The organism is Streptomyces sp. CLV115 (assembly GCF_038448545.1).
Lineage (GTDB): Bacteria > Actinomycetota > Actinomycetes > Streptomycetales > Streptomycetaceae > Streptomyces > Streptomyces sanglieri.
Genome location: NZ_JBCEWQ010000074.1, coordinates 1 through 16,438, shown reverse-complemented (window position 1 = coordinate 16,438; position 16,438 = coordinate 1). Strand labels below are relative to the sequence as shown.

At 70.3% G+C, this 16,438-nt stretch carries 13 protein-coding genes; 4 read left to right on the top strand and 9 right to left on the bottom strand.

Going from position 1 to position 16,438, the window contains the following annotated elements; translation table 11 throughout:
* Positions 1–152 precede the first annotated feature (152 nt).
* On the top strand, positions 153–1,340 hold the full coding sequence (locus AADR41_RS24115) for an ROK family transcriptional regulator (RefSeq protein ID WP_342283477.1): 1,188 nt from the start codon (positions 153–155) through the stop codon (positions 1,338–1,340).
* 55 nt (positions 1,341–1,395) lie between these two features.
* Here the strand turns inward: AADR41_RS24115 and AADR41_RS24110 are convergent, their stop codons facing one another.
* Both AADR41_RS24110 and AADR41_RS24105 read right to left on the bottom strand, forming a co-directional pair.
* Positions 1,396–1,668, bottom strand: coding sequence for a hypothetical protein (locus tag AADR41_RS24110; RefSeq protein ID WP_342283476.1), 273 nt, complete (start codon positions 1,666–1,668; stop codon positions 1,396–1,398).
* 86 nt (positions 1,669–1,754) lie between these two features.
* Positions 1,755–3,086, bottom strand: a complete 1,332-nt coding sequence (locus tag AADR41_RS24105; protein WP_342283475.1) for an N-acetylmuramoyl-L-alanine amidase — start codon at positions 3,084–3,086, stop codon at positions 1,755–1,757.
* A 385-nt stretch (positions 3,087–3,471) separates the two neighbouring features.
* On the opposite strand from AADR41_RS24105, the gene AADR41_RS24100 reads away from it, so the two are divergent.
* On the top strand, positions 3,472–5,685 hold the full coding sequence (locus AADR41_RS24100; protein WP_342283474.1) for a terpene synthase family protein: 2,214 nt from the start codon (positions 3,472–3,474) through the stop codon (positions 5,683–5,685).
* Here AADR41_RS24100 and AADR41_RS24095 read toward each other — a convergent pair.
* From AADR41_RS24095 to AADR41_RS24065, 7 genes are all read right to left on the bottom strand, one after another.
* Positions 5,661–8,054 (bottom strand): glycoside hydrolase family 95 protein, encoded by a 2,394-nt coding sequence (locus AADR41_RS24095; RefSeq protein WP_342283473.1) that lies wholly within the window; start codon positions 8,052–8,054, stop codon positions 5,661–5,663. The two genes, AADR41_RS24100 and AADR41_RS24095, sit on opposite strands and share 25 nt — an antisense overlap.
* Positions 8,055–8,203: 149 nt before the next feature.
* The gene (locus AADR41_RS24090) at positions 8,204–8,704 is read right to left on the bottom strand and encodes a hypothetical protein (RefSeq protein WP_018550733.1); all 501 of its coding nucleotides are present in this window, start codon (positions 8,702–8,704) and stop codon (positions 8,204–8,206) included.
* Positions 8,705–9,028: 324 nt separating this feature from the next.
* Entirely contained in the window at positions 9,029–9,271 is a 243-nt protein-coding gene (locus AADR41_RS24085; protein ID WP_342283472.1) for a DUF397 domain-containing protein, read from the bottom strand.
* A gap of 101 nt (positions 9,272–9,372) precedes the next feature.
* On the bottom strand, positions 9,373–10,539 hold the full coding sequence (locus AADR41_RS24080; protein ID WP_342283471.1) for a thiolase domain-containing protein: 1,167 nt from the start codon (positions 10,537–10,539) through the stop codon (positions 9,373–9,375).
* Positions 10,529–11,584 (bottom strand): thiolase domain-containing protein, encoded by a 1,056-nt coding sequence (locus AADR41_RS24075; RefSeq protein WP_342283470.1) that lies wholly within the window; start codon positions 11,582–11,584, stop codon positions 10,529–10,531. The genes AADR41_RS24080 and AADR41_RS24075 overlap by 11 nt, the downstream gene beginning before the upstream one ends.
* Positions 11,585–12,529, bottom strand: a complete 945-nt coding sequence (locus AADR41_RS24070) for a Zn-ribbon domain-containing OB-fold protein (protein ID WP_342283469.1) — start codon at positions 12,527–12,529, stop codon at positions 11,585–11,587.
* A 15-nt stretch (positions 12,530–12,544) separates the two neighbouring features.
* Complete coding sequence (locus AADR41_RS24065) at positions 12,545–13,345, bottom strand: crotonase/enoyl-CoA hydratase family protein (RefSeq protein WP_342283468.1); 801 nt, start codon at positions 13,343–13,345, stop codon at positions 12,545–12,547.
* 166 nt (positions 13,346–13,511) lie between these two features.
* Between AADR41_RS24065 and AADR41_RS24060 the strand changes: the two genes are divergently transcribed.
* Entirely contained in the window at positions 13,512–15,140 is a 1,629-nt protein-coding gene (locus AADR41_RS24060; RefSeq protein ID WP_342283467.1) for an acyl-CoA synthetase, read from the top strand.
* A 136-nt stretch (positions 15,141–15,276) separates the two neighbouring features.
* Positions 15,277–16,338: a right-handed parallel beta-helix repeat-containing protein gene (locus tag AADR41_RS24055; protein ID WP_342283466.1), complete on the top strand. Its 1,062-nt coding sequence runs from the start codon at positions 15,277–15,279 to the stop codon at positions 16,336–16,338.
* Positions 16,339–16,438 lie beyond the last annotated feature (100 nt).

The window sequence follows — 16,438 nt, the reverse complement described above, 5'->3', positions numbered from 1 at the left end:
GCTCAGTGGTCTGCAGAGCAGAGTCGTGACAGGCATTGGGAGTGTCAAGGGCTCAAGCACCTTTGTTTCAGGGCGACTTGGCATGCACTTATGCCGATGGCCGAACAGTTGATGCCTTGTGAGCAGCGGAAGTCGTCCCTAGGGTGACTGCCATGTCTTCGCCGTCGGATCGCAATTCCGCTGCCGCGTCGCACTCGCCGGGCGAGGTGCTCGCGCTGATCGGCTCGGGGGCGGTGACGACCCGTGCCGACATCGCCCGGGTCACCAAGATGGCCCGCTCGACGGTCTCCCAGCGGGTGGACGCGCTGATCGCGCACGGCCTCGTGGACGAGGACGCCGACGGTGGTTCCACCGGTGGCCGGCCCCCGCGACGGCTGGCGCTGCGCACCCGTGAGCACGCGGTGGCCGGGGTGGATCTGGGTGCTTCGCACTGCCGGGTGGCGCTGATGGACATCGGCGGGACCATGCTCGCCTCGCACGAGGAACCGCTGTCGATCGGCGACGGCCCGGATTCCGTACTGCGGCATGTGGAGCGCACCGTCCGCGCCCTGCTGGAGGAGAACCGCCGGGAGCCGAGGACGCTGCGGTCCATCGGCGTCGGGGTGCCGGGTCCGGTGGAGTTCTCCACCGGCCGTCCGGTCGATCCGCCGATCATGCCGGGCTGGCACCAGTATCCGATCCCGGAGTTCTTCGCCTCCCGGTTCGGGGTGCGGGCGCTGGTCGACAACGATGTGAACGTGATGGCGCTGGGCGAGCAGCGGCGCGCGTTCCCGGACTGCCGCTATCTGCTGTACATCAAGGTCGGTACGGGGATCGGCTGCGGAATCGTCGCGGACGGCAGGCTGCACCGGGGCGCGCAGGGGTGCGCCGGCGACATCGGCCACATCCGGGTCGGGGATCTCGACGATCCTTGCCGGTGCGGCAACTCGGGCTGTCTGGAGGCCGTCGCGGGAGGCGCGTCACTGGCGGCGAAGCTGGTGGCCCTGGGGCTGGACGCGACATCGGGCAGCGATGTCGTGCGCCTGGTGCGGTCCGGGAACCGGGACGCCGTGCGGATGGTCCGGGAGGCCGGGCGGGCGGTCGGTGAGGTGCTCGCCGGTCTGGTGAACTTCTTCAATCCGGACACGGTGGTGATGGGCGGCGCGCTGGCCGCCGTTCACGACCAGTTGCTCGCGGGGGTCCGGGAGGCGGTGTACCGGCGCTCGCATCCGCTGGCCACCCAGTTGCTGCGGATCGAGCCGAGCCGTACGGGCGAGAACGCGGCGGCGGTGGGGGCGGGGATCCTCGCCATCGAGCACGCGTTGTCTCCCGCGCAGGTGAACCGGCTGGTCGCGGGGTGAGGCGGAGTGCCCCTGCGCACGCCCCGGGGTGTGCGCAGGGACACTCGTCGGACGGTCAGGCCGGAGTCATCAGGTCCCACCGCGCCTCGAACAGTACGCACCGGTACTGCGCCCAGCTTCCGTCGGCGAGGCCGGCGTCCCCGGCCGCGACGCACTCCTGCTGGGTGTCGAACGAGCCGGAGACGTCCCAGCCCTGAGCCACGGTCTCGGACGCGACGGTGGCGGCCGAGGCCGTCGCCGTCGTGGCGACGGCTCCGGCGCCGGTGAGTGCGAGTGCCATGACGACGCCGGCGGCGGCGGTGGCGGCGGTCCTGGTCGGCTTGTGCATGAAGGCCTCCTTCTCGGGGGTGCGGATTTCCGGTGGTACGGATTCCCGGCGCTCCGTCGTCGCTGCGGCGGAGGGCCGGGACGGTCTCAGCGGGTGCGCACGATGTCGACGTCGGACGCCTTCACGAAGGCGATCCGGTGGCCGATCTGGACCGTCACGTACTTCTCCTTGCCCGCGAAGTACGCGTGGTCGAACGGGTACGAGGAGTCGATGGTGGGCGCGTAGAAGAAGCCCGTGGGCGCCTCGCCGCCGCCGGGGTAGGACTGTCCGGCCTTGATCGTGTACGGGAGCGGCGCGCCCACTCGCTTGTCCGTGAAGTCGGCGGGGTACTCGGACTGCTCCGGGTACGCGACCCCGTAGACCGGTACGTCCGTGCGGCCGGCCTTCGGCCTGACGACATGGCCGGAGGTGGGCGTGGTGTTCCGGCTGCGGGCCGGGGTCTCGAACCAGGCCTTGCGGCCGTACCACCAGATCGCCGTCCAGCCGGGCGCGTGGTCGGCGACCACGGCCTGCTGGGTGGCGCTGATCTTGCTGCCCCAGTCCGCGACGCAGTTGGTGCCCGGCGAGCCGTCGGTGTGCAGGCCCGGGTCGGAGAAGAGGGGCGCCTCGGTGGACGGCGCGGTGTGCAGCGGCAGGGCGCTGGAGCCCTGGACCGGCAGGTCGACGCTCTTCTCGCAGTCTCGGAACGCCTGCTGGTTCCGCTTGAAGTCCGGGCTGACGGTGATCAGTTCGCTGCTCTTGGGGGCGCTCGGCACAGTGGGCTTGCCGAGCAGCGCCATGAACCGGTTCCAGTCCCAGTACGTGCCCGGATCCCAGTGCATGTTCTTGGTGCCCGCCGCGCTGGTGGGCGGCACCCCGTCGTGGCCGATGATGTGCTGGCGGTCGAGCGGTATGTCGTACTTGGCCGCGAGGTAGCGCACCAGCCTGGCGGTGGAGCGGTACATCTCGGGGGTGTACCACTTGGCGCCGTCGACGGCGACGCCCTCCTGCTCGATGCCGATGGAGTGGCTGTTGAGGTACCAGTTGCCGGCCTGCCAGGCGACGTCCTTTCCCTTGACCATCTGGGTGACGTGCCCGTCGTCCGAGCGCACCACGTAGTGGGCCGAGGTCTGCTTCAGCGGGTTCTTGAAGATCTTCAGGGTGGTGTCGAAGTCTTCCTCGGTGTCGTGCAGGACGATGAATCTGACCTTGTTGGTGTGCGGCCGGTCCGCGGTGTCGTAGTTCCCGTACGTCTCCTTGTCGGCCGGGTCACCCGTCTGCTGGTAGGCCGCCGGTACCCAGTCGCATGCGAGGCTGCGCGGGCATTCCGGTCGCACCCCGTCCGCACCGGCCTGCGTCACGGGGCTGAGCAGCGTCATGCTCAGTGCGCCGACACCTGTCAGCGCGAGTGCGATTCCGGTCCTCTGCTTGGACGTCATGACAACCCTTCCTGGAGCCGTGCGTGATGGAGCCGTGCGTGTTCCGATCCCACTGATCCGCTGTGCGCGCACACTCTCCGACCTGAAATGACAGCGCGTCAAGGGATCTGTGGAGCTCGCAGGTCGAGCCAGTGGACCAGACCACTGGCAGGGTGTCCGACCTGCGCGGGAAAGATTCAACCGGTCGTCGCCGGAGGCCTGTTGTCCGCATCCCGAGCACGTTCCCGAGCTCCGGCCGGGCGCACCCGGGCACCACCAACACACGTTCCTTTTATGTGACTAATCCGGGATGTGCGTACCCCGAACGGCCGAAGGGTAGTGCTCGCGCCGACACGATCACGTCCGCGCGATGTCCGCGCGGCGACCCAGGAAAGGCCGTACGCGCATGGCTCAGCCCTTCACACTGCCGGACTTCTATGTTCCGTATCCGGCGCGGCTCAACGTCCATGTCGAGGAGGCCCGGGTACACACCAAGCAGTGGGCACGCGCCATGGGGATGGTGGAGGGGTCGGGCATCTGGGAGGAGAAGGACATCGACTCCCACGACTACGCGCTGCTGTGTGCGTACACCCATCCCGATTGCTCGGCCGAGGCTCTCTCGCTGGTGACCGACTGGTACGTGTGGGTCTTCTTCTTCGACGACCACTTCCTGGAGCTGTTCAAGCGCAACCCCGACCGCGAGGGCGCCAAGCACTATCTGGACCGCTTGCCCGCTTTCATGCCGATGGAACGCGGTGCGCCGATGCCGGAGCCGGCCAATCCGGTCGAGGCGGGGCTGGCCGATCTGTGGGCGCGAACGGTGCCGAGCATGTCAGACGCCTGGCGGGCCAGGTTCGCCGAGGCGACGGAGAACCTGCTCAACGAGTCATTGTGGGAGCTCGCCAACATCAACGAGGGACGCATCGCGAACCCCGTCGAGTACATCGAGATGCGTCGCAAGGTGGGCGGCGCCCCCTGGTCGGCGGGGCTCGTGGAGTACGCGGCGGGCGCCGAGGTCCCCGAGGCGGTGGCCGGCGAGCGTGCGCTGCGGGTGCTGCGGGACTCCTTCTCCGACGGCGTGCATCTGCGCAACGACCTCTTCTCGTACCAGCGGGAGGTGGAGGAGGAGGGCGAGAACAGCAACGGTGTGCTCGTCCTGGAGCACTTCCTCGGCTGCTCCACCCAGGAGGCCGCCGACGCGGTGAACGATCTGCTGACCTCCCGTCTCCAGCAGTTCGAGAACACCGCGCTCACCGAACTCGGACCGCTCTGCGCGGCGAAGGAACTCGACCCGGCGCAGACCGCGGCGGTCCTCGCGTACGTCAAGGGTCTGCAGGACTGGCAGTCCGGCGGCCATGAGTGGCACCTGCGCTCCAGCCGCTACATGAACGACGGCGCGGTCGAGGCGGCCACCACCGGCTTCGGGATGGCCGCGGCGTCGATCCGCTTCACACCACGATCGGAGACGGCCCGGCTGCGCAGCCACACGCATCTGCCCCACCGGCACGTCGGCCCGTCGCTGCTGCCCGACTTCGAGCTGCCCTTCGGCACGACGCTCAGTCCGCATCTGGACGGGGCGCGGGCCCGCATCGTCGACTGGGCGGGCCGGATCGGCATCCTGAAGGCGCAGCCGGGGGTGCCCGGTTCACACATCTGGGACGAGCAACGACTGATCGCGATCGATCTGCCGCTGTGCGCGGCGGGGATCCACCCGGACGCGACGCCCGAGGAGCTGGACCTGTCCTCGCAGTGGCTGACCTGGGGAACGTACGGCGACGACTGGTTCCCGGTGGTGCACGGACGGGCCCGCGATCTGACGGGGGCCAAACTGGCCAATGAGCGCCTGTCGCTGTTCATGCCCCTGGACGGGGGCGGGACGCCCGAGCCGGTCAACGCCCTGGAGCGGGGGCTCGGTGATCTCTGGGCGCGCACCTCGGCGCCGATGGACACGGCCGGGCGCCGGGCGTTCCGAAAGGCGGTCGAGGACATGACCGCCAGCTGGGTGTGGGAGCTGGCGAACCAGGTGCAGAACCGTATCCCTGACCCGGTGGACTACGTCGAGATGCGGCGTATGACATTCGGTTCCGACCTCACGATGAGCCTGTGCCGGCTGGGCCACGGCAGGAAGGTTCCGCCGGAGATCTACGACAGCGGGCCGCTGCGCTCCCTGGAGAACGCGGCGGCGGACTACGCCTGTCTGCTCAACGACCTGTTCTCGTACCAGAAGGAGATCGAGTTCGAGGGTGAGGTGCACAACGGCGTCCTGGTCGTGCAGAACTTCTTCGGGGTGGACTATCCGACCGGGGTGGCGATCGTGTACGACCTGATGAAGTCGCGGCTGAGGCAGTTCCTGCACGTCGCCGAGCAGGAACTCCCCGTGCTCTACGACGACTTCGGGCTGGACGCTCAGGCGCGGGAGGTGCTGGCGGGGTACGTGCTGGAGCTCAAGCACTGGCTCGCGGGCATCCTGATCTGGCACCGGGGCTGCCGGCGCTACCGCGAGCAGGATCTGCTGCGCGGCACCGGAACCCCGTGGCACATCAGCGGTCCCACGGGGATCGGTGTCTCGGCGGCGCGGGTGACCGCGTTGTTCGCTCAGCCCTCGGCGACCAGGGTGTAGCGGCCGCCCGCGCGTGCCTTGAAGACCTTCTCGCCGCTCGCGAACAGGGTGCTGCGGACGGTCACCTCGCGGGTGCGGCTCGCCGTGATCACCACACGGCGGGCCTGCCCGGCGGCCCATTCGATGTCGACGGTGAACCCTCCCCTGGCACGCAGCCCGCGCACCGATCCGTCCGGCCAGCCCGACGGGAGGGCGGGCAGGATGTCGACGGTGTCGTGCTGGCTCTGCAGCAGCATCTCGGCGATGCCCGAGGTGGCGCCGAAGTTGCCGTCGATCTGGAAGGGCGGGTGGGTGTCCCAGAGGTTGGGCAGGGTGGAGCTCTTCAGCTGTTCGGCGAGCATCCGGTGGGCGTGGTCTCCGTCGCGCAGCCGCGCCCAGAAGTTGATCTTCCAGGCCTTCGACCAGCCGGTGCCGCCGTCGCCGCGCGCCCCGAGGGAGACCTCGGCCGCCCGTGCCCATGCGCTGCCGGGTTCGATCTGACGGCCGGGGTGGAGGGCGAAGAGGTGCGAGACATGGCGGTGGGTGTCGGCCGGGTCGTCCCGGTCGGTCTTCCACTCCTGGAGCTGGCCCCACGAACCGATCCGCAGCCCGGGATCGAGCCGCTCCAGGGCCGTCTCCAGCCGGCCGCGGAAGGCCGGTGAGTCACCGAGGGTGCGGGCGGCCTCCAGGGTGTTGGTGAGGAGGTCGTGCACGATCTGCTGGGACATCGCGCCACCGGCGGTGAAGTCGCCGTGCTCGGGTGAGTAGCTGGGGGTGACGACGAGCAGTCCGTCGCGCGGGTCGGTGCGCAGATTGGCCAGCCAGAATTCGGCCGCCTCCTTCATCGCCGGGTACGCGGTGGAGCGCAGATAGCCGGCGGAGCCGCCGAACCGGTAGTGCTCGTACAGCTGCTGGGTGAGCCAGGCGGCGGCCTCCGGGAACCAGAAGGCGGTGGACCAGTCGTGGACGCCGGTGAAGCCGTACGGATTGGTCTCGTTGTGCACCACCCAGCCGGCGGTCCCGAACATCTCCTTCGCCGTCCTGCGGCCGGGGGCACGCATGGCCTCGATGTAACGGTCGTACGGCGCGGTGGTCTCGGCGAGGTTGGTGACCTCGGCGAGCCAGTAGTTCATCTGCAGATTGATGTTGCTGTGGTAGTCGGCCGACCAGGGCGGGGTGGTCGAGTTGTTCCACACTCCCTGGAGGTTGGCGGGCAGCGACCCGGCACGTGAGGAGGCGATCAGCAGGTAGCGGCCGTACTGGAAGAACAGCGCCTCCAGGGCCCGGTCGGCGGGGCTCGCCCCGCCCGTGTAGCCGGCGAGCAGCCGGTCGGTGGGCAGGTCGGGCAGCTCCTGGCCGATGTCGAGGGCGACCCGGTCGAAGAGGGCACGGTGGTCGCGTACGTGGGTGTCACGGACCTTCTCGTACGGGGTCCGGGCGGCCAGGTCGACGGCGGCGGTGACCGCGGGGTGCGGGTCGGAGCCCCGGTAGGCGGGGTAGCTGTCGGCGTAGTCGGTGCCCGCGGCGAGGAAGAACCAGGCGCTGTCGGCACCGGTGACGGTCAGGGTGCCTTCCGTGCCCGCGGTGACGGTGCCGCCACTGGTCCGGACGCGGATCTGGGCCTCGAAGCGCAGACCGTTGTCCTTCAGGGCGCCGCGTACGGTGAGCCGGTCCCCGTCCGCGGTGACGGTGCAGTCGTCGCGGGGCGAGGTGTGACGCAGGGTGAAGGACACCTGTCCCGGACGATCGGCGGCGAGGCGCCCCGCGATCACCCTGCCGGGGTGGGAGACGAAGAACTCCCGTGTGTGAACGACCTGTTGGTGGGTGTAGGTCACGGCGGCGAGGGCGTTGCGCAGGTCGAGGGTGCGGCGGTAGGAGGCGTCGGGGGCGGCCGGGGCGTTCGGCAGATCCAGTCTCAGGTCGCCGAATACCTGGTAGGCACCGTAACCGCGCCGCGCCTGGCCCAGTTCGGCGGCGACGGCGTCCGGGCCGAGCGCACCCTCGCTGTCGAGCCGCTGCTGCACTCCGGCGAGGGCGCCGGGCCTGGGAGCGGTCCAGTTCCCGAAGTCGTAACCCTGGGCGAAGCCGGGGCCACCGGTCCACAGCGTCTTCTCGTTGAACGTGAGCTGCTCGCAGGCGAGCGTCCCGAAGACGCTCGCGCCGAGGGCGCCGCCCCCGATCGGCAGCGACTCGCGCTCCCAGTCCGCAGCGGGCGCGTCGTACCGGAGCGTAGGTTCCGCCTGTTTCTTCGAGTGGGTGTCTCCCGTTGATTCATCGGAGGTACCGGCAGCAGCAGCCGTGCCGGAAAGGGCCGGAACTCCCAGTGCCAGCGCACCGGTTGCCCCTATCGCTGTCTTCACGGTGGTACGTCGCGTGATCCCGGATGTCATGCGGCCGACGGTAAAGGTCCGACGACTGACCCGACAAGGAGCATGACAAAGCGGCCTCTTGGACGGAGGCCGCGAGCACTTGGACGGATCTCGGGGTATGCGCCCCGCAGCCGCCCGGTATGTGCGGACGGCCTGCGGGCGGGGCGGATTCAGCCCTGCTGGAACAGCTCGGCAGGCAGGGGCTTGAGCAGGGTGTACAGGTCGTCGGTGATCGGCCGGTCCCAGCTGGCGATGGTGACGAGCACACCGTCGCTGCGGTCGAACTGGACGCAGGAGATCCGGCTCTCGGAGAGCTTGACGCGGCGCACGATCAGCAGGTTGTCGCCCTGCATCACGGGCATGTCCTCCGTGCCGGTGACCTCGACCGGCTCGTCGTTCTCCAGCGCGAGCAGCAGCTGGGCGACCTCGAACGGGACCTGGCCCTCCTCGGTCTCGCGGGCGGGCGAACCCTCCGGGAGATTGCCGATGATCATCGCGGGGCCGCGGCCGCCGAACAGGTCGTAGCGCAGGAAGACACCCTGACAGCTTCCGTCGGGCGCGGGCAGCAGACCGGCGCCGAGGTTTCCGGGCCAGTCCCCCGGGTCCATGGCCAGGACGTCGAAGTCGGGGCCCGCGGGTGTGGCGGCGCTACGGCGGCGGAGGAAGGACATGCAGACATGTTACGTGTCCGGGCTCACCTTGCGGAGCCGGGTCCGCGCAGGCCGGGGCGCCGACGGGTGTGCGGCCCGTCGCACCGAACGAACAGGTCGTCGCGTCGGTGGGTGGCCCGGCCCCCGCCGGCACGGCACCGCCGGGCACGGCCGTGAGTACCTGGCGGCCGGGGTCCGGCTGCGGTCGCGGTCCGCTCGGCGGGGTCCGGTCACTCCCGGCACCCGGGCCGTCCACGGAGCGCGACCCCCGTGGACGGTCCGGGTGCCGCCGTGCCGCCGATCGGGTGATCACGGTCGGACACCGGATCACGGCACGGCGCGTCCTCAGGTGAGGTCGAATTCGCCGTCGCGGGCGTTCACCACGAAGGCGTGCCATTCTGCCGGAGTGAAGACGATCGACGGGCTGCCGGGCTTCCCGGCGTTGCGCATCGCGACGAATCCCTCGACGAAGGCGATCTGGACGTCCCCCACGCCCCGACTGCCCGATCTCCACTGCGCGTTGCTGAGATCGAGATCCGGTTTGTCCCAGCCCACGAAGGGCTGCTGGGTCGTGGTGCGCTCCGCCACGTCGGCTCCTCCCGCTCGTCGTCCCGGACCAAGGCTAGCCACCCCCGGCGGTCCCGGACAGGGCGCGCAGGGGGCTTCCGGCGGCCCGGGACCGAGCGGTGTCAGCTGCTGGGCGGCTCGGCTCCGACCAGCCACATGGCGAAGAACTGCGCCCCGCCCCCGTACGCGTGGCCGAGCGCCTTCCGGGCCCCCGCGACCTGGTGTTCGCCGGCCCGGCCCCGTACCTGCAGCGCGGCTTCGGCGAAGCGGATCATGCCGGAGGCGCCGATGGGATTGGTGGAGAGCACTCCGCCCGACGGGTTCACCGGCAGGTCGCCGTCGAGTTCGGTGACGCCGGACTCGGTGAGCTTCCAGCCCTCACCCTCGTCGGCGAAGCCGAGGTTCTCCAGCCACATCGGCTCGTACCAGGAGAAGGGCACGTACATCTCCACCGCGTCGATCTCCCGACGCGGCTCGCTGATGCCCGCCTGCCGGTACACATCGGCGGCGCAGTCCCGGCCCGCCCGCGGCGAGACGAAGTCCTTCCCCGCGAAGAGCGTCGGCTCGCTGCGCATCGCGCCGCCGTGCACCCAGGCGGGCGGATGCGGCGAACGGTCCGCCCCGGCACGGTCGGTGAGGATCATCGCGCAGGCCCCGTCGGAGGACGGGCAGGTCTCCGAGTAGCGGATCGGATCCCAGAGCATCGGTGCCGACCGGACCTTCTCCAGGGTGATGTCCGGGTCGTGGATGTGCGCGTACGGATTCTTCAGCGCGTTGCGGCGGTCCTTGTACGCGACGAGGGAGCCGACCGTGTCGGGTGCGCCGGTACGGCGCATGTACGCCCGCACGTGCGGGGCGAAGAAGCCGCCCGCTCCGGCGAGCAGGGGCTGCTGGAACGGGATCGGCAGCGAGAGCCCCCACATGGCGTTGGACTCGGACTGCTTCTCGAAGGCGAGCGTGAGGACGGTGCGGTGCACCCGCGCGGAGACCAGGTTGGCGGCGACGAGTGCGGTGGAGCCGCCGACGGAGCCCGCGGTGTGCACCCGGAGCATCGGTTTGCCGACCGCGCCGAGGGCGTCGGCGAGGTACAGCTCCGGCATCATCAGGCCCTCGAAGAAGTCGGGTGCCTTGCCGATGACGACGGCGTCGATGTCCGCCCAGGTCAGGGCCGCGTCCTGGAGGGCACGGACGGCGGCCTCGCGGACGAGTCCCGCGATGGACACGTCCCGGCGTGCGGACACGTGCTTCGTCTGGCCGATGCCGACGACGGCCACGGGCTCACTGGACATGAGCGCTCTCCCCTTCGAGGACGGCGACCAGGTTCTGCTGCAGGCAGGGCCCGGAGGTGGCGTGGGCGAGGGCCCGGTCGGACTCGCCGCGGTGGATGCGGGCAGCGGCCTCGCCCAGGCGGATCAGCCCGGCGGCCATGACGGGGTTGGCGGCGAGCGCGCCGCCGGACGGGTTGACGTCGACGCTGTCGTCGAGCCGGAGCGCCTTGCGCAGCACCACCTCCTGGGAGGTGAACGGGGCGTGCAGTTCGGCGGTGTCCACGGGCCGTTCGAAGACCCCGGCACGGGTCGCGGCGAGCCGGGTGGAGGGTGATTCGGTCAGCTCCCGCACGCCGAGGGAGTGCGCCTCGATGCGGTGGTCGATGCCGCGGATCCAGGCGGGGCGGGAGCACAGGGCCCGTGCGGTGTCACCGGCGGCGAGGATCACGGCGGCCGCGCCGTCGCCGACCGGCGGGCAGTCGCCGGTGCGCAGCGGCTGCACGACGTACTCGCCGGCCGGGACCGGTCCCCCGAGCTGGGCGTGCGGGTTGTCCGCCGCGGCAGCGCGGCTGCGGTGGGCGATCGCGGCGAGGGCGGCCTCGTCCGTGTCGCCGGCGTCGATCAGGGCCCGGGCCTGGAGGGCGGCGAGCGCCACGGAGTCCGGCCAGAGCGGGCCGACGTAGTACGGATCGAGCTGGCGGGTGAGGACGTCGCGGACCTCGCCGGGCGAGGACTTTCCGTAGGAGTAGACGAGCGCGGTGTCCGCCTGCCCCGTCTGGATCTTCACCCAGGCCTCGTACAGCGCCCAGGCGCCGTCCATCTCCACATGGGACTCGGAGATCGGCGGGTACGCGCCGACGCCGTCGAGCGCCATGGTGAAGGAGAAGGCGCGGCCCGCGAGGTAGTCGCTGGAGCCGGAGCAGGTGAAACCGATGTCGCTGGCCTTGAGCCCGGTCGCGTCGAGGACCCGGTGCAGGACGGGCATCAGCATCTCGACTTCGGAGAGCTCGTCGGTGTGGCGCACGTGGTCGGTCTGCGCGAAGGCGACGATCGCCGTGTCTCGCATCTACAGCAGCTCCTTGTACGCGTCGTAGTCGGCGTCCGGCTCGCCGGTCGGCCGGTAGTGGTCGGGGTGCCGCCCGCTCTCGGTCCAGACGGGTTCGACGCGCAGGCCCATGCGCACCTGGTCGTACGGGATGCCGCCGATGCGGGCGTGCAGCGCGAGGTCCGCGCCGTCGAGGGCGATGTGCGCGTAGACGTAGGGGACTTCGATGTCGAGGGTCTTCGCCTTGATGTTGACGATGCAGAAGGTGGTGACGGTGCCGCGCGGACCGACCTCGACCTGTTCGGTGGTGGCTACCCCGCAGGTGGGGCAGGCGCCGCGGGGCGGTACGTACGCCTTGTGGCAGGACGGGCAGCGTTCGCCGACGATCCGCTGTCCGGAGAGCGCTTCGAGGTACGCGCTCTGGGCGCGGCCGGGGGTGTAGCGGTAGTCGAGCCGGGTGGGGGTGACGATGCCGGTGACCGGGTCGGTGAACTCGCCGTCGTGCGGGGCGCCGTGCCCGGTGTCACCGCCGTCGTACGGTTCGAAGCAGGCGATGTCGGTGATCGCGCCGGTGCGTTCGGCGGCCCAGCGGATCCGTACCCGCATGCCGGTGCGCACCGCCTCGGGGCCGGGGGCGTCGAGGGCGTGCAGCAGCGCGGTGTCGGCGCCGTCGAGGCGGACGAGAACCCAGGCGAAGGGGGTGTCGAGGGGCTGGGCGGGACGGGGTGCGTGGTTCCAGGCCCAGGTGGTGACGGTGCCGGTGGTGGCGACCTCGGTCAGTTCGCGGAGTTCCTCGGCGGTGACCGGGTCGTACTCGACGGGCGGGACCAGGACCTTTCCTTCGGCGGTGCGGACCCCGAGCACGGTGCGTTCGCGCAGACCGGTGAGGAAGGCGCTCTGTACGGGGCCCAGGGAGCGGGTGAAGGGGAATTCGACCACCAGCGGTGCGCTGAGGGCTTCGGGCACGGTTGCCTCCTGGGCTCAGGTGCGCCGGTAGACGGGCGGGCGCTTCTCGGCGAAGGCGCGGGCGCCCTCCTTGGCGTCTTCGGTCGCGAACACCGGCCAGCCGCGCTTCAGTTCTGCGGCCAGCCCCTCGGTCTCGGTCATCTCGGCGGTCTCGTACACAGAGGCCTTGACGGCCTCGACGGCCAGCGGTCCGCAGGCATTGATCCGTTCGGCGACGGCGAGGGCCTCCTCCAGCGCGGTGCCGTCCGGGACGACCCGGCCGATCAGTCCGATGCCGGCCGCTTCCGCGGCGCTGTACGGGCGTGCGGTGAGGAGCATTTCGAGTGCGTGCGTCCGGGCGATCTGGCGCGGCAGCCGGACCGTGGAACCGCCGATGGGGAAGAGGCCGCGCTGCACTTCGAAGAGCCCGAAGGTGGCACCCGCTCCGGCGATCCGGATGTCGGTGCCCTGGAGGATCTCGGTGCCGCCCGCGACGCAGTGGCCCTCCACGGCGGCGATGACCGGTTTGCGGGGGCGGTGGTGGCGCAGCATCGCCTTCCAGTGCAGATCGGGGTCGGCGGTCATCCGGTCCCGGTACCGCTCGCCCTCCATTCCCTTGCCCGCCAGGGCCTTGAGGTCCATGCCGGCGCAGAAGCAGCCGCCCGCGCCGGTGAGGATCACCGAGCGGATCGTGTCGTCCTCGTCCGCCGCCAGCCAGCCGTCGTGGAGCCCGACCAGCATCGGCAGCGACAGGGCGTTCTTCGCCTCCGGCCTGTTCAGCGTGAGCACCAGTGTGGCGCCCTCGCGCCGCACGACGAGGTGTTCCGTACCACCCATTGTCCGCCTCCCGTCTAAAGACCTAGAACAGGTTGCAGTAGGCGGTGGCCCAGTTCAATAGTTTTCTGACAGCCAGTCAGATTTCTTCGGCGGCACCCTTCCCAGTTGCGCCTCCCGGCGCTCTAATGACCGCCGAGCCAGTCAGCTTCCGGGGTCAGGAGGAACGGTGGAGTACAACCTTGCCGACCTGTTCGAGTCGGTCGTCGACGCGGTTCCGGAACGCGAGGCGCTCGTCTACCTCGACCATCCCGGCACGGGGGCGGAGCGACGGCTGACGTACGCGGAGCTGGACGCGGCCGCCAACCGCCTGGCGCACCACCTGATCGAGGCGGGCATCACCCCGGGCGAGCACCTGGGGCTGCACCTCTACAACGGGGTGGAGTACCTCCAGACCGTGCTGGCCTGCCTGAAGGCCCGCGTCGTTCCGGTCAATGTGAACTACCGTTATGTGGAAGAGGAGTTGATCTACCTCTACCGTGACGCGGATCTCGCCGCGCTGGTCTTCGACGCCGAGTTCGACGAGCGGGTCGCGGCCGCCGCGCCGAAGGCGCCGGGCCTGCGTCATCTCGTGCGGGTGGGGGCCCCGGAGGCGGGTGTCCGCGGTCCGGACGCGGTCGCCTTCACGGACGCGGAGGCGGCCGGCAGCGCGGAGCGCGGGTTCCCGCCGCGGTCGGCCGACGACCAGTTCATCATCTACACCGGCGGCACCACCGGAATGCCCAAGGGCGTGATGTGGCGCCAGGAGGACCTCTTCTTCTCCGGCCTCGGCGGGGGCGCGCCGACCGGCGAGCCGGTGAAATCGCCGCAGGAGCTGGCCGAGCGGGTTGCCGCGGGCGGCGACGGGATCACCTTCTTCCCCACTCCGCCGCTGATGCACGGCACCTCGACGCTCACCGCCTTCATCGGCTTCAACTTCGGGCAGCGGGTCGTGGTCCACCGCAAGTTCGTACCGCACGAGGTGCTCCGTACGATCGAGAAGGAGAAGGTCACCAGTGTGTCGCTGGTGGGCGACGCGATGCTGCGCCCGCTGATCGACGCGTTGAAGGGCCCGCTGAAGGGCACCGACTGCTCGTCGATGTTCTCGGTGTCCAGTTCGGGCGCGATCATGTCGGACTCGGTGCGCGCGGAGTTCCAGGAACTGGTGCCCACGGTGATGCTGCTGAACAACTTCGGCTCCTCGGAGTCCGGGTTCAACGGCACGGCGACGGCCGACTCGGGCCCGGAGAACGGGTTCCGGCTCCGGGTCAACTCCCGTACGGCGGTGGTCGATCCGGCGACGTACGAGCCGGTGGCCCCGGGTGAGCCGGGACGGATCGCCCAGCGCGGGCACGTGCCGCTCGGCTACTACAACGACCCCGGCAAGACCGCGGAGACCTTCTTCCGGCGGGGTGACGAGCGATGGGTCCTGCTCGGGGACATGGCGACGGTCGACGAGGAGGGCATCGTCACGGTCCTCGGCCGCGGTTCGCAGTGCATCAACACCGGGGGCGAGAAGGTGTACCCCGAGGAGGTCGAGCAGGCGCTCAAGGCCCACCCGGACGTGTACGACGTACTGGTCGCCGCGGTGCCCGACGAGCGGTGGGGCAACCGCGTCGCGGCGGTGGTGCAGCTGCGCGAGGGAGCCGCCGAGCCCTCGCTCGACGATCTCCAGGCCCACTGCCGGACCCGGCTGGCGGGCTACAAGATCCCCCGCCGGCTGGTGATCGCCCACCGGATCCAGCGCTCGCCGAGCGGCAAGGCCGACTACCGCTGGGCCCGCTCGGTCGTCGTGCCCAGGCCCGAACCCGGGGAATGAGGGCGGGCCCGGCCGCGCGGGCGGACCGGGCCCGGATCACCGAGCGGCGGAGCCCGCGTCACCCATTCGGGCACGCTGCGGACCCATCCGCTCACCCTATGTGGCAACAGGGGGAGATCGCCCATAGCTTCGGCTCATGAAGAAACGAAACATCAGGGCTTTTGTCCCGATCTTGGCTCTGTCGGCTGCTGGGTGCGGACTGTCCTCCGCCTCGGCCACGGACTCGCACGAGGTCCGCCCGGGCGAGTCGATCCAAAAAGCGGTGGACGCCGCCCAGCCGGGTGACACCATCGTCCTGCTGCCCGGCACGTACCGGGAGAGTGTCCTGGTCACCAAGCCCGAACTGACCCTGCGCGGCGCCGGCAGCAAGACCGTGATCCGGCCGGCCGAGGCGGGCACGAAGGCCACCGACGCCTGCGCGAAGGCCGGCAGCGGAATCTGCGTCCAGGGCCGGTCGGGCAAGACCGTGGACGGCGTCCGCGTGGAATCGCTGACCCTGTCCGGGTTCAAGAAGAACGGCGTCTGGGCCTCCTGGACCGACCGGCTGACCGTCCGCCGGGTCACCTCCGAGCACAACGGTGTCTGGGGCATCGCCCAGGAGCGCTCCACCCGCGGCGCGTTCATCGGCAACACCGCCCGTGCCAACGGCGACGCAGGCATCTTCGTCGCGAACACCGTCGACAAGGAGGGCGGCGCCACCGACACCCGGGGCACCGAGGTCCGGCACAACGCGCTGAAGGACAACCGGATCGGGTTCACCGCCAGACGGGTCCGCAACCTGTCGGTCCACGACAACGCCGTCTCCGGCAACTGCACCGGTGTGTTCGTCGTGGGCGACGAAGGAAAGCCGCAGGCCGGCGCCATGACGATCGAGTCCAACAACATCACCGGCAACAACAAGTTCTGCTCCGCGACCGAACGGCTGTCGGCCCTCCAGGGCTCCGGCCTCGTGCTCACCGGCGCCGCGGACACCAAGGTCCGCTCGAACACCATCCGCGACAACTCCGGCACCACCCCGATGTCCGGCGGCGTCGTCCTGTTCAAGAGCTTCGTGGGCACGAAGAACACCGGCAACGCCATCAGCGGCAATGTCGTGCTCGGCAACAAGCCGGCCGACCTCGCCAATGGGGACACCGGCAAGGGCAACACCTTCACCGACAACGTCTGCGCCAAGTCCGCACCGACCGGCATGTGCTGAGTGGTGCACCCCCGCACGAGGAGAAGCGAAACAGCATGACCACTGTGAGCCCCAACCCCACTCCCTCCCCCGTACACGCCGCCCTCCCGCACCCCGTCAC

Bases quoted from the DNA above. Each gene is read 5' to 3' on its own strand.
- AADR41_RS24115 (WP_342283477.1), top strand. From the start codon at position 153: ATGTCTTCGCCGTCGGATCGCAATTCCGCTGCCGCGTCGCACTCGCCG.
- AADR41_RS24110 (WP_342283476.1), bottom strand. From the start codon at position 1,668: ATGCACAAGCCGACCAGGACCGCCGCCACCGCCGCCGCCGGCGTCGTC.
- AADR41_RS24105 (WP_342283475.1), bottom strand. From the start codon at position 3,086: ATGACGTCCAAGCAGAGGACCGGAATCGCACTCGCGCTGACAGGTGTC.
- AADR41_RS24100 (WP_342283474.1), top strand. From the start codon at position 3,472: ATGGCTCAGCCCTTCACACTGCCGGACTTCTATGTTCCGTATCCGGCG.
- AADR41_RS24095 (WP_342283473.1), bottom strand. From the start codon at position 8,054: ATGACATCCGGGATCACGCGACGTACCACCGTGAAGACAGCGATAGGG.
- AADR41_RS24090 (WP_018550733.1), bottom strand. From the start codon at position 8,704: ATGTCCTTCCTCCGCCGCCGTAGCGCCGCCACACCCGCGGGCCCCGAC.
- AADR41_RS24080 (WP_342283471.1), bottom strand. From the start codon at position 10,539: ATGTCCAGTGAGCCCGTGGCCGTCGTCGGCATCGGCCAGACGAAGCAC.
- AADR41_RS24075 (WP_342283470.1), bottom strand. From the start codon at position 11,584: ATGCGAGACACGGCGATCGTCGCCTTCGCGCAGACCGACCACGTGCGC.
- AADR41_RS24065 (WP_342283468.1), bottom strand. From the start codon at position 13,345: ATGGGTGGTACGGAACACCTCGTCGTGCGGCGCGAGGGCGCCACACTG.
- AADR41_RS24055 (WP_342283466.1), top strand. From the start codon at position 15,277: ATGAAGAAACGAAACATCAGGGCTTTTGTCCCGATCTTGGCTCTGTCG.